This window comes from Aeromonas sp. 6P, from assembly GCF_051919525.1.
GTDB lineage: Bacteria > Pseudomonadota > Gammaproteobacteria > Enterobacterales > Aeromonadaceae > Aeromonas > Aeromonas veronii.
The window spans coordinates 3,674,669-3,687,500 of sequence record NZ_JBQBEO010000002.1; the positions used below are offsets into that span (position 1 = coordinate 3,674,669).

General features: G+C 62.2%; 7 protein-coding genes and 2 rRNA genes (1 of these 9 only partly in view). 1 reads left to right on the forward strand and 8 read right to left on the reverse strand.

Annotated features, from left to right (window positions below; genetic code table 11):
- Window positions 1-19 precede the first annotated feature (19 nt).
- Window positions 20-2,893 (forward strand): bifunctional [glutamate--ammonia ligase]-adenylyl-L-tyrosine phosphorylase/[glutamate--ammonia-ligase] adenylyltransferase, encoded by a 2,874-nt coding sequence (gene glnE, locus ACTG2J_RS16935; protein ID WP_439997692.1) that lies wholly within the window; start codon window positions 20-22, stop codon window positions 2,891-2,893.
- A 90-nt stretch (window positions 2,894-2,983) separates the two neighbouring features.
- Here the strand turns inward: glnE and ACTG2J_RS16940 are convergent, their stop codons facing one another.
- The 8 genes from ACTG2J_RS16940 to ACTG2J_RS16975 form a co-directional block, all read right to left on the reverse strand.
- A complete protein-coding gene (locus tag ACTG2J_RS16940; protein ID WP_439997693.1) occupies window positions 2,984-5,176 on the reverse strand; it encodes a glycoside hydrolase in 2,193 nt (730 codons plus the stop codon).
- 237 nt (window positions 5,177-5,413) lie between these two features.
- Window positions 5,414-6,160, reverse strand: coding sequence for a DUF2861 family protein (locus ACTG2J_RS16945; protein WP_439997694.1), 747 nt, complete (start codon window positions 6,158-6,160; stop codon window positions 5,414-5,416).
- Between the two features lie 50 nt (window positions 6,161-6,210).
- A complete protein-coding gene (locus tag ACTG2J_RS16950) occupies window positions 6,211-6,858 on the reverse strand; it encodes a response regulator transcription factor (protein ID WP_439997695.1) in 648 nt (215 codons plus the stop codon).
- Complete coding sequence (locus tag ACTG2J_RS16955) at window positions 6,855-8,237, reverse strand: DUF3404 domain-containing protein (protein WP_439997696.1); 1,383 nt, start codon at window positions 8,235-8,237, stop codon at window positions 6,855-6,857. Before ACTG2J_RS16955 ends, ACTG2J_RS16950 begins: the two co-directional genes overlap by 4 nt.
- 145 nt (window positions 8,238-8,382) lie before the next feature.
- Window positions 8,383-10,545 carry an AsmA family protein gene (locus tag ACTG2J_RS16960; RefSeq protein WP_439997697.1) on the reverse strand — a complete coding sequence of 721 codons (2,163 nt, stop codon included), beginning with the start codon at window positions 10,543-10,545 and terminating at the stop codon, window positions 8,383-8,385.
- 132 nt (window positions 10,546-10,677) lie between these two features.
- A complete protein-coding gene (locus tag ACTG2J_RS16965; RefSeq protein WP_107683479.1) occupies window positions 10,678-11,184 on the reverse strand; it encodes an NUDIX domain-containing protein in 507 nt (168 codons plus the stop codon).
- 183 nt (window positions 11,185-11,367) lie between these two features.
- Window positions 11,368-11,482, reverse strand: a 5S ribosomal RNA gene (gene rrf / locus ACTG2J_RS16970).
- Window positions 11,483-11,603: 121 nt separating this feature from the next.
- Window positions 11,604-12,832, reverse strand: a 23S ribosomal RNA gene (locus tag ACTG2J_RS16975); it runs 1,661 nt beyond the window's last position.

Here is a 12,832-nt window from a genome sequence, read left to right on the forward strand (position 1 = left end):
AATCACAAGGACGGCAACCGTGGCCCAGCACTCTCCCTCTTTCTCCGCCTTCTCCCCCCTGCTGCAGGAGTTGGCCCAGCGCCAGTGGCAACGGCTGACTGAACTGGCCCCCGACTACGGCAACCAGCCCGAGCCGGTGCGCCAGACCCTGCTGACCCTGCTCGGCCTCTCCGATTTTGTCGCCGACTCTCTCTTCAAACAGCCGGAGTTGCTGACCGAACTGCTCGCCTCCGGAGATCTGGAGCGCTCCGAGCGGTGGCCCGCCTACCAGAGCGATCTGACCGCCCTGCTCACCGAGGTGAGTGATGAAGAGGCGCTCAAGCGCATCCTGCGCCAGTTCCGCCGCAGCCGCATGCTGGTGATCGCCTGGCGCGAGCTGCTGGGCCACGCGACAGTAGAAGAGAGCTTTATCCACCTCACCAAGCTGGCAGATACGCTGATCTGCTCTGCCCGCGACTGGCTCTACGCCAAACAGTGCGGCGAGCTGGGCACCCCGATGGACGGCAATGGCAACCCGCAGCCGCTGCTCATTCTCGGCATGGGCAAGCTCGGGGGCGGCGAGCTCAACTTCTCCTCGGACATCGACCTTATCTTCACCTTCCCCGAGAACGGCTACACGGTCGGCGGACGGCGCGAGCTCGCCAACCAGCAGTTCTTTATCAAGCTCGGTCAGCGCATCATCAACGCCCTCCACCAGCCCACCCAGGATGGTCAGGTGTTCCGGGTCGACATGCGGCTGCGCCCCTTTGGCGATGCGGGGCCACTGGCCATCTCCTTTGCCGCCATGGAGGATTATTACCAGCATCACGGCCGCAACTGGGAGCGCTACGCCATGGTCAAGGCGCGGGTGCTGGGCCCCCAATGCGAGCACGCGGTGGAGCTGGCCGAGATGCTGCGCCCCTTCGTATTTCGCCGCTATATCGACTTCGGCGTTATCGACGGCCTGCGCCAGATGAAGGCGATGATCGCCGCCGAGGTGCGCCGCAAGGGGCTGGAGGGCAACATCAAGCTGGGGGCTGGCGGCATCCGTGAAGTGGAGTTTATCGCCCAGGCGCTGCAGCTTATTCGCGGCGGTCGTGAACCGGCGCTGCGGGTGCGTCACCTGCCCGAGGCGCTGGCCGCCATCGCCCGGTGCGGCGCCCTCGAATCCGCTCATTGCGACCGCCTGCTGACGGCTTATCGCTTCCTGCGCCGGGTCGAGAACATATTGCAGGAGATCGGCGATCAGCAGACCCAGACCCTGCCCACCGAGGAGCGTGATCGCCAGCGGCTGATCGCCGCCCTCGGCTTTGCTGACTGGGGCGCCTTTATGGCTCATCTGGATGAGGAGATGGCCGCCGTCCATCAGGAGTTCGCCGCCGTGGTGGGGGAAGAGAAAGAGGCTCCCGCCCATCTGGAGCAGCTCTGGCTCGATCTGTGGCGCACCGAGCTCGACGCCACCGAGCTGGAAAAACTGCTGACCGCGCAGGGGGTGGCCGAGCCCGCCCCGCTCTGCGCCGCGCTGCTGCGTTTCAAGGAGGAGTACAAACGCCGTCAGGTGGGCCCGCAGGGGCGCATCGCCTTGGACTGGCTGATGCCCGAGCTGCTGCGACTGGTGGTAGCAAGCCGTGAGCCTGCCCGCCTGTTTGAGCGGGTGTGCGAGCTGCTGACCCGCATCTTCACCCGCAGCGCCTATCTGCAACTGCTGGCGGAGAACCCCGCCGCCCTGCGCCAGCTGGTGCGGCTGTGCGATGCCAGTCATCTGGTGAGCGAACAGCTGGCCCGCTACCCCATCCTGCTGGACGAACTGCTCGATCCCCAGCACCTCTATCACCCCACCCCGCTCGATCAATACAAGCCCCAGCTGCGCCAGTTCCTGCTGCGCATCCCCGAAGAGGACGTGGAGCAGCAGATGGAGGCGCTGCGCCAGTTCAAACAGGTGCAACTGCTGCGCATCGTGGCGGCCGACATCGCTGGCGCCCTGCCGCTGATGAAGGTGAGCGACCACCTCACCTGGCTGGCGGAGGCGATCACCGAAGAGGTGGTCAATCAGGCTTGGGCCCAGATGAGCGAGCGCTACGGGGTGCCACCCGAGGTGGCACTGAGCGGCCAGCGCGGCTTTGCGGTGGTGGCCTATGGCAAGCTGGGCGGTATCGAGCTCGGTTACGGCTCGGATCTCGATCTGGTGTTCCTGCACGGCGGCGACCCCAACAGCTACACAGATGGTCGCAAGCCCATCGACAGCCGCCAGTTCTACCTGCGCCTCGCCCAGCGGATCCTGCACCTGTTCAGCACCCGCACCCCCTCCGGCATCCTCTACGAGATCGACATGCGGCTGCGCCCTTCCGGCGACTCCGGCCTGCTGGTCTCGTCGCTGTCGGCCTACGAGCAGTACCAGCAAAACGAGGCGTGGACTTGGGAGCATCAGGCGCTGGTGCGGGCTCGCCCCATCTATGGCGATGACGCCATCGTTGCCGAGTTTGCCCGCATCCGCCGCGATGTGCTGGCCAAGGAGCGGGATCTGCCGACCCTGGCCCGCGAGGTGCGCGAGATGCGCCACAAGATGCGGGACCACCTGCTCAAGGCGGGCGCCGGCGAGTTCGACCTCAAGCAGTCCCCCGGCGGCATGGTGGATATCGAGTTTATCGCCCAGTATCTGGTGCTGGCCCACGCCTGCGGCGAGCCCGATGCCCTCACTCGCTGGTCCGATAACGTGCGCATCTTCGACGAGTGCGTCATGGCGGGGGTGCTGACGCTGGAGCAGGCGGAGGGGCTGAAACAAGCCTATCTGGAGATCCGCAACCTCGGCCATCGCCTCAACCTCTCGGAGATCTCCCGCAAGGTGAGCGACGATCAGCTGCATAGTGAGCGCAGCCATGTGCTGGCGGTCTGGCAACAGCTGCTGGGAGAGTAATTCCCGCCGACTGCAATCAAAATGGGCCCGCCTGAAGCAATTCAGGCGGGCCCTTGTGGTCTCTGCTACAGCCGATGAGTGATCCGCCAATCAATCTGCTTGCGAAACAAACTGCAACTGCCTGCCATCGGGCAGCAGCGCCAGCACGCTGTGCGCTGCCAGCTTTATCCCTGTCAGCTCGGTGGCCGGGCCGAAGTTGGCGATCAGTCGGGTGCCATCGGCAAACTCGCTCTGCTGCACTACACCTCTTTTATCGAGCCAGTGAAAACCGGTAAGGGGCTGGTTGTAGAGCCTCTCATGCAGCGGACGGAAGAAAGCATCGAGCCCCTTGAGGTAGGGAATGCGCGTACCGGCACTATCCAGACTGAGATTGAGCAGCGGCGGCACGTTGTAGAGCTGCTGCAACAGCTCGGTGACCTGGCGGCTCTCCTTGAATTTGAGGCTGTCCATCGTCCAGTGGTGGGTGGTCACTATGCTGTCGTGAAAGACGCTCTGGAACAACGGCAACCGCAGCGCCGGATCGAAGTAGAGTCCCTGATACTCGGGCTTGAGGTGGCTCTGGCGAAAGAAGTAATCGGGCTGAAACTCGGGATGCCAGACCCCCAGATAGAAGGGGGAGCGCTTGTTGCGGCGCATATCGGGATCATGCCAGCCAAAGCCGCTGGTCTGGGGGCCGTGGGCAAAGGCCGCGGTGCGGTTGGCAACCGCGCCGCCCTCCTCGGAGCCCACCAGCACACCCTGACTCTTGGCAATCCACGCCATCCCCGCCATCCGGTTGTCCGCATCCTGCGCCTGAGTGGTTGGCTTGGCCGGGTCGAAGTCGTCAAACACCATGCCGGTCGCCGCCACATCGAGGAACCAGCTGTTGTAGTGGCTCGCCTGCTGCAATTTTGGCACTCGCTGCTCCATCACCGGGCGCACGCAGGCCTGATTGGTGTAGACGCCGCTGCTTTGAAAACCGCTCTTGCGCCGACCGTTCTCCTGCATGATGCCGCAGCGCAGGTAGATATCCTGCCCCATCTGTGCGGTGAGCCAGCTCTGCTGCCGATTCTCCTCCGGCAGCGCGGTATCGTAGGAGTCGTAAGGTGCGATGAGATAGCCCGCCGCTTTGGCAAGTTCAATCCCCTCTGGCGCAGCAAAGCCCGCCGTCCACTGGGGCAGACCCAGCCAGAGTTTTGGTAGTCCAGCTTGCTTGAGAGTGGCGATCATCTTGGCCGAGCTGCCATCACCCCAACTCTGCGGGTCATTGAGCGCAGCGCCCAGTTGCGTGGCCGCAAGCGCACGCCGGGCGGTGAAATCGGCCAGTTGCTGACCCGGGTGGCGCAGCGCAAGCGCCTGCTCAACTCCGGCCAACACCAGATTTTGCAGGTAGCGGTTGCGCTCGAGATCGGACGCTTGCAGCGCACGCTTGCTCTCCCCCTTGAGCCAGTCGGCAGGGATCAGGCGGCGCAACGCGGGCCAGCTCTTCACATCCTGTGGCACCAGCAGTCGCTCGCCCCAGAGGTAGAGGTGAGAGGCGCCAATCAGCCGTTTGCCATCCGGCACCGCCGCCAGCTTGCTCTCGAGCGAGACCAGCTCGCCCCGCGCCTGCAACCAGCTGCGATAGGCCTTGCCGGCCGCCAGCCAGTCATTGCCCGGCTGCAGCAATACCGCCACCTCATAGGGGTCGGTAAGATTGAGACGATTGACGCTATGGGTCGCGGTGAGGGCAATGCCATCTTGCTTCGGGGCAAAGGTGAGGCGGTTGTTGAAGGGATTGGCAAAGAGGATCGCCAGTTGCTGATCGCCGTGATCCAGCCCGACCAGCGGCAGGGTGAGATCTTCGGTGGTGTTGATCCCCTGATACTCCTGCGCCAGCGCCTTGCTCCAAGCGGGATGAGTCGCCGGAATGCGAAAGCCCTCGTGGATCGGCAGCATCAGCGCCTGTGCCCCTGCCGGCACTCGCGGCCACACCAGCTCGCCAGCACTCGCACGGCTCAGGGTGAGGATCAGGCGGTTGCCCTCGAGGCGAGCCAACGCCCGCACCTCGCCATCGGCGCGGGTCAGCCAGCTGGCACGCTCCCCCTCCTGCTGCAAGGCGGTGACCGGCTGACGCGGGCCGGGAGAAGAGATGAGAAGGTGCTTGCCCGATGGCAGCACAGCCTCGGCCGCCAGGGTGGCGGGATCCAGCTCGATGCGCCACTGATCGTTGGCAAGGGTCAGCGCCTCGGCAGGCAGGGAGAACAGCGGCGCCAACAGTAGCAGCGGGCGGATCCGGCTCGTTAGCACGGGGAAAGAAGTCATGGTCGGAGATTCCTGATACAAACGGGAGCCGCCATTGCAGCAGATCGGCAGGCTCAGATTGTCAGGCCAATGTCAGGATTAAGCCCAGAGCAGAAGCGGAGAGGCTGCTCTGCCATTTCCTGTTTGATAGCCACCACCATCCACTGGCCAATTGTTGCAAATAACATCAGCAAAAAGTAACAGTCATTGCACCTGCGAAACAATCTTTGCCAGAAGCAGCGACTCAATCACCCGGCATCACTCCACCGGCCCCGCCTGACTGTGGCTCAGCTGCAACACCAGCTGGCCGCGCTGGCTGGTCTGCACCAGCGAGAGGGTACGCCAGCTGTCGGGCGTGGCAGCAGGCCAGTTCACCGGCTCATCGGGCGCAATGCGGTGCCACCAGAGCAGGGTGTATTGCGGGCGGGCCAACACCGCCTGATCGAGCCAGAGCGGAGTACACGAAGCGGGATTAGAGGGGGGATTGGCCACCGCCTGCGGCGAGCGGGAGAGCCAATCCAGATCCTGCACCGCAGGCAGCGGCAACGCCACCTGCCACTCCTTGCCCGCCACCGTCAGCCGCAGCTGATAGAGTCCGGCTGGTAAAGGCTTCGGCAGATCGGCCCCCACGACCCTGACCCCTTTATTCTCTTCCGCCTCCCACTGAGCACCTTCCAAGCGGTTGCGGCCAGCGGGATCGATAAGTTCAGCGGCTGTGATGGGTCCCTCCCCGGTCAGCTGCACCCGATAATCCCGCAGCAGCGGCGCATCGCGCTGGATCAGCTCAAGGCGCAGCTCGCTCACCCCATCAGGCAGAGTGAGCGGGAAATCCTTGCCGCAATGCTGGGCACTCAGCGCAGCCAGCATTCCTTGCCAGCTGCGGCGCTCGGCATCGCTGTTGAGCGCAGGCCATGCCTGCTGCAAAGATTGCCAGGCGTGCCGGTTATCCCCCTGCAACAGCGCCAGGGTAGCCGGTTGCAGTGGATCGGCACGTTCAGTTGCCATAACGCAGCCAGTGCTTAGAGCCAACAGCAGCGCGGCCAGTATTGCGCGCTTCACTGCTCTACCTCCAGTCGGTAGCCGATGCCGCGCACCGTCTCGATGGCCAGCCCGGGCAGCTTCTGGCGCAGTTGCAGAATATGGGTATCAACCGTGCGGGTGGAGGGGAACGCCTGATAGCCCCACACCCGATTGAGGATCTCCTCCCGACTCAGCACCCGCCCCGCCATTCGCACCAGCAGGGTGAGCAGGGCAAACTCGGTAGGGGTAAAGCTCACATCCGCATCCTGCCAGCTCGCCTGCATCCGGGCGGGATGGAGCTGCAAGCCGCCCACCGCCTGAGTGCCATCCCCCAGCTGGCGCAGCTGAGCCCGGATCCGCGCCAGCAGCTCGTCGTGGGAGAAGGGCTTGGTCAAGTAGTCGCGCGCCCCCGCATCGAGCCCGGCCACCCGATCGCTTACCTCCACCCTTGCGGTGAGCACGATCACCGGCAGCGCCTTGCGCGCCAGCCACTGGGGCAGCCAGTCGAGAGCATCCCCCTCCGGCATGGTGCGATCCAGCAGCACCAGATCCGCCGCCAGCCACTGCTGCTCCGCAGCAGCCAGAGTGTCGCACCAGAGGCAGCGATACCCCTCGCGGGTCAGATAGCGTTGCAGATTCTCCGCCAGCAATGCCTCGTCTTCGACAAGCAGGATGGTCTTCATGATTCGGGGTCGCTCCAGAGTTGGCAGGGCAGCGTCAGGGTGAAGGTGGTGGGCGGGCCGGAAAGGGTGATCCGCCCGCCAAGACGGCGCAGCAGATGGCGCACGATGGCAAGCCCCAGCCCCAGACCATCGGCACGGGCACCGCGGCGCAGCAGGGTGGCGAGCCGATAACTCGGTAGCTCGCCGCTATCGCTAACGGCGAGGATCAAGCGCCCCGCCTGCCAGCTGGCAAAGACCCGAACCGGTGCGCGGCCATGCTGGCTGGCGTTGCGCAGCAGGTTGTCGAGGGCGAGATCGAGCCAGTAGAAGGGGAGCGCCAGAGTCATCTCCCGCTCAAGGCAGAAGGTGGCGTCATGCCGCTCGCAGGCCAGGGTGAGCCACTCGGCCAGACTAACCGCCACCCGCTCATCCTCGAGGGTCTCTGCCGCCAGATAGTGGCGACTGGCCTGCGCCAGCTGATGCAGGCGGGCGACACTGCCCAGCAGCTGACCCACGCTCTGCTGGGCGGAAGGGGGCAGCCGGTCGAAATCGTGGCGCAGCTCCTCGCTGATGCCGGAGAGCGCCATGATGGGAGTGCGCAGCTCGTGGGTCAGCATCTGCAACGCGACGCGCCGCTCCCGCAGCAGGCACCAGCGCTGCCAGCTGGCCCACCCCAGCAACAGGATAAAGCCAAGCGTGCTGGCCAGCGCCAGCCACTGCCAATGGAGCGTTGGGCGCTCGTTGATGCAGATCCCCCCAACCCGCTCCTGGCAGGAGCCATCGACCCGGCTATCCAGCGTCACGCCAAGCCGCTCGGCCAGCGGCTGCCACTGCCCGGCGCCATAACGGCGCCACTGCTGATCTGCGAGCAGCCAGAGCTGACCCGATTGCAGCAGCCAGCGATCACCCCGCAGCAGGGCGTCGAGGTTGTCATCGTCAAGCTCGCCAAGCTGCCCCAACTGATCTCGCCGCTCCCGCACATGGAGCAGAGCGTCGAGCCCAGCCGCCGAATGACCATCCTGCCAGCGAGCCGCGCTGGAGCCACCCAACGGATAGATGGGGTGGGCGGCAAACCAGCGGGTCGAGGGCGCAGCCCCTTGGCCGCAAAGCGCCCGCAGCAGTGGCAGCCACTCGGCGGGCAAGTCATTCTCTGTCCCGCACTCCTGTTGGTAACGATAGATGGCCCGCAACTGGCGCAGCGGATAGCGCTGCCAGGCGGGATGAAGGGAGTCAGGAGCAATCAGGCGACGGTCGAGCCGCTGCACCTCGTCAAGAGGCCGCGCCTGTTCGGGAGCCTGCCTCGCCAGCTCGCCAGCCAGACGATCCGCCAGCGGCCCGGCCCGCACAGGATACGCCATGCCGTAGCAGATCAGGGAGCAAAGCAGCAGGATCAGGCGCATGGGTTCAACTCGAGATGATTCCGGATCAAGGCGCAGCAGGTCACTGCGCCATAAAAAATGTCAGCGCCATTTTTCAATGGCGCTGACATCCGGTCAACCGCTAACGGCATTGGCACAGCTCCCGCCAGCCCATATGAACCGTCACCTATTTGAACAGTCCCTTGAGCAGCTGGTCAGCCACCCCTTTGACGGCCTCGTTGTCGGCCTTGTCACCCAGCAGCTTCTTGAGGCCGCGTTCGGCCTCCTTGCGCGCCTTATCCTCCAGCAGCTTGTTGTTGCTGAGCAGCGCCTTTACGTCGAGCCGATAGCTGGGGGCCTGCCAGTGACCGGCGATCCGCACCGGAATGGTGATCTCTTTGAGCTCATCCACATCCTTGCCCCCCTGCCCCTTGCTGCTCTCGACGATGGAGGTGAGGAACAGGAAGTCGAGGCTCTCCGGCACCAGCGCCGTCTGCCCCTCCCCCTTGACCCGCAAGGCCGGGGCAAAGAGCTGGATGTCGTTGCTGCGGGCGATACCATCGGCAATCTGGAAACTGGCGGTCAGGGCACTGAAGTCGGTCTTGCGCGCCTCCTTCACCTGTTCGGCCCCCTTGCCGCTGAGGGTTGCCCGCGCCTCGCGGATCATCTCCGGCAGGTTGATGCCGTGCAGGGCACCGTCGCTCAGCTTCAAGGTAATCTTGCCCTGCATCCCGTTGCGCAGTGCCAACTCAGAGAGACCACGTCCTTGCACCTGCACATCGAGATCGCCTTTGCCCTCCAGCAGCTCACTCTGGGCCAGAGTCTGCAACAAGGGACGAATGTTCACTCCGGCCACCTGCTTGTGCACCTTGTAGGTGGCGGGCTGCTGGCGTGCGTCGAGTACCCCGTTCGCGTTTACCTGACCACCTGCCACGGTCGCGCTGAACTGTTTGAGCATCAGCAGCCCTTTTGCCAGATCCACCTGCAGATCGACTGCGCCGAGATCCAGCCCTTTCAGGCGCAGGCTGCCGAGTTGCAACCTACCATCCAGATCCACCCCTTTGAGCGCGCCCAGATCCGGTTCGACCGCGGAGAGGGCTTCGCTCTTGCCAGTTACCGCTTTATTTCCACTTACCGCGGTATTGGCAACACCGGCCGCCGGTTTGTCCTCTTTCGCCTGCGCAGGTGTGTTAGGTGCCGATTTGGCGAGCCATTTGTCGAGATCCAGCTTCTCCCCCTTGAGATCGAAGCTGATTGCGGGAACGGCACCAAGCTGCACGGTTCCATCACCACTCAGCAGCGCCTCATCAGCACTCATCACCAGCTTGCTCAGGGTAATCAACTGCTTGTCGAGCTCGGCACGGGCAAAACCGGCCAGTTTCAGCTTCATTTGCGGGCGCGGCAGCGCATCACCTTCCAGCGCGGCTGTCAGCACCATATCGGAGAGCTCGGCCAGCTTCATCTCTTTATCGAGCCGCCCCTTGAACGTACCCTCCAGCGAGCCAGCCAGTGAAGCTTGTTGCCCCTCCCCCTTGGCTCCTTTCAGCGCCAGCGTGAGATTGCTCCACTCACCCAGAGCAAGTCGATCCCCCTTGATGGAGAAACTGTCGAGTCGCAGGGACGGGTCACTCAGGCTGCCACTGAGGCTCAAGTCTTTCAGTTCACTGGCCATCACCTCCTGCGCCAGCTTGACCTGGGTCTGCCCTTTAACATCGAAAGCGAGCTTGTCGGCACTCCCCTTGGCGGCTAGCGTTACGGGTACCCACTGACCGGTGGCCAGCTGCCCCATATCGAGATCGAGGCGATCCAGTCGCAGCGAGGTGCCGCTGCGATCATCCTGTACCAGCGCACTGGCCTGGGAGAGCGCGACACCCTGCAAGCTGATCTGCCAGTGCTTGCTATCAGAGGTTGGCGCAGGGGTTGCAGGGACGACCGGTTCGCTTGCATCAGCAGTGGCATCCTTGATCAGTCCGCTCAGATTGGAGCTGCCATCCGCCTTGGTCTGGATAAACAGATGGGCGCCACTCAGGGTCACCTTACCAATCTCCAGACGATGGGAGAGCAGCGGCAACAGGGCCACCGAGGCCTCCCCCTGTTCGAAACGAACCAGATCCGGCTCGGCAAAACCGGCCGGATTGCGCAGAGCAACCTTCTCCAGCGAGAGGCCGAGACTCGGCCAGAAACGCCAGTCAATCTCCCCCGCCATCACCAGTTCCCGGCCCGTGCTCTTGCGCACCTGTTCAGCCAGTTGGGGCTTGAATTGATTGGGGTCGATAAGGCTTATCAACGTCACTATGGCCAGCAAGGCCGCCACGGCGATGCCGAGCAAGATGAGAACTATCTTCTTCACGATATGCTCCTTGAATCCGGATCCACTGCTGACTATACCACTCACCGTCTGACGAATGGCGTCTACGAGACAAAAGCGGACAAGGATGAGACAGGGATGGTCGCTGCCAATCCCCATCGTCATCAGCAGGGATCAGGCTTGCAAAGAGGATTGCTGCAGCCGCGCCATAGCGGTGCGCGTCGACTCGAAAGCAAAGCGGGACAAGGGGATATCGCTGATCTTCAACCACTGACAGGCGGCCACATCGTCAGCCGGCTGGATGACCGGTTTTTCACTCAGCCTGATGGCAAAGAAGGTGTCACAGGTGTGATAGGTAATGCCATCGTAGGGATAGATATTGGGGAAGGAACCAAGATAGGTAAAAGGTTGAGCGCTGACATCGAGTCCCAGCTCCTCCTGCAACTCGCGCACCAGCGCTACCTCCAGCGACTCGCCGGGATCGACAAATCCGCCAGGCAGATCCAGCAACCCCTTGCCCGGATTGCGGGCACGCCCCGCAACCAGCACCTCATCCTGCCAGCAAAGCGCCACCATTACCGCCGTCGCCACATTCTGGAAAAAATGAAAACCGCAGCCACAACGAAGCTCTTTGGGGCTGACGCTCTGCAGGGTTTGACCGCCGCATTTTGGACAAAACATGGGCTATCTCCGACGAAATAAAGCGCCATTTTAAGCTGTTGCGACCGTTTTTTATGAGTAAAACAGACGGGGAAGACGAGGAATTCAAAGGGATAGTAATAAAACGGGGCAATTATCAGGCTATTTGCTGATTTTCAGACAATAAAAAACCCCGCTCGATGAGCGGGGTTTCTTGTATTGGGTGCCTGGCAGTGTCCTACTCTCGCATGGCGAATGCCACACTACCATCGGCGCTACCGCGTTTCACTTCTGAGTTCGGCATGGGATCAGGTGGTTCCACGGCGCTATGGCCGCCAGGCAAATTCTTCAATCTTGGAAAGCTGACGTGAGTAGTGATGTTGCGCTTGGCTTGTCACTATCACTGAATTTGAGTAGTTCGTTCATTCGCTACAAGGCCCAGAACACTTCTTGGGTGTTGTATGGTTAAGCCTCACGGGTAATTAGTATGGGTTAGCTCAACACGTCACCGCGCTTACACACCCCACCTATCAACGTTGTGGTCTCCAACGGCCCTTTAGGACCCTCAAGGGGTCAGGGATGACTCATCTCAGGGCTCGCTTCCCGCTTAGATGCTTTCAGCGGTTATCGATTCCGAACTTAGCTACCGGGCAGTGCCACTGGCGTGACAACCCGAACACCAGAGGTTCGTTCACTCCGGTCCTCTCGTACTAGGAGCAACTCCCTTCAATCATCCAACGCCCACGGCAGATAGGGACCGAACTGTCTCACGACGTTCTGAACCCAGCTCGCGTACCACTTTAAATGGCGAACAGCCATACCCTTGGGACCGACTTCAGCCCCAGGATGTGATGAGCCGACATCGAGGTGCCAAACACCGCCGTCGATATGAACTCTTGGGCGGTATCAGCCTGTTATCCCCGGAGTACCTTTTATCCGTTGAGCGATGGCCCTTCCATTCAGAACCACCGGATCACTATGACCTACTTTCGTACCTGCTCGACCTGTCCGTCTCGCAGTTAAGCTGGCTTATGCCATTGCACTAACCTCCTGATGTCCGACCAGGATTAGCCAACCTTCGTGCTCCTCCGTTACTCTTTGGGAGGAGACCGCCCCAGTCAAACTACCCACCAGGCACTGTCCGCGAGCCCGATTCAGGGCCCTGCGTTAGAACATCAAACATACAAGGGTGGTATTTCAAGGACGGCTCCAGCGCAACTGGCGTCACGCCTTCAAAGCCTCCCACCTATCCTACACATGTAGGTTCAATGTTCAGTGCCAAGCTGTAGTAAAGGTTCACGGGGTCTTTCCGTCTAGCCGCGGGTACACCGCATCTTCACGGCGAATTCGATTTCACTGAGTCTCGGGTGGAGACAGCATGGCCATGGTTACACCATTCGTGCAGGTCGGAACTTACCCGACAAGGAATTTCGCTACCTTAGGACCGTTATAGTTACGGCCGCCGTTTACCGGGGCTTCGATCAAGAGCTTCGCTTGCGCTAACCCCATCAATTAACCTTCCGGCACCGGGCAGGTGTCACACCCTATACGTCCACTTTCGTGTTTGCAGAGTGCTGTGTTTTTGATAAACAGTCCCAGCCATCTGGTCACTGCGACTCCCAACTGCTCCATCCGCAAGGGACTTCACTGTCAGGAGCGAACCTTCTCCCGAAGTTACGGTTCTATTTTG

Bases quoted from the DNA above. Each gene is read 5' to 3' on its own strand.
- ACTG2J_RS16940 (WP_439997693.1), bottom strand. From the start codon at position 5,176: ATGACTTCTTTCCCCGTGCTAACGAGCCGGATCCGCCCGCTGCTACTG.
- ACTG2J_RS16945 (WP_439997694.1), bottom strand. From the start codon at position 6,160: ATGGCAACTGAACGTGCCGATCCACTGCAACCGGCTACCCTGGCGCTG.
- ACTG2J_RS16950 (WP_439997695.1), bottom strand. From the start codon at position 6,858: ATGAAGACCATCCTGCTTGTCGAAGACGAGGCATTGCTGGCGGAGAAT.
- ACTG2J_RS16955 (WP_439997696.1), bottom strand. From the start codon at position 8,237: ATGCGCCTGATCCTGCTGCTTTGCTCCCTGATCTGCTACGGCATGGCG.
- ACTG2J_RS16965 (WP_107683479.1), bottom strand. From the start codon at position 11,184: ATGTTTTGTCCAAAATGCGGCGGTCAAACCCTGCAGAGCGTCAGCCCC.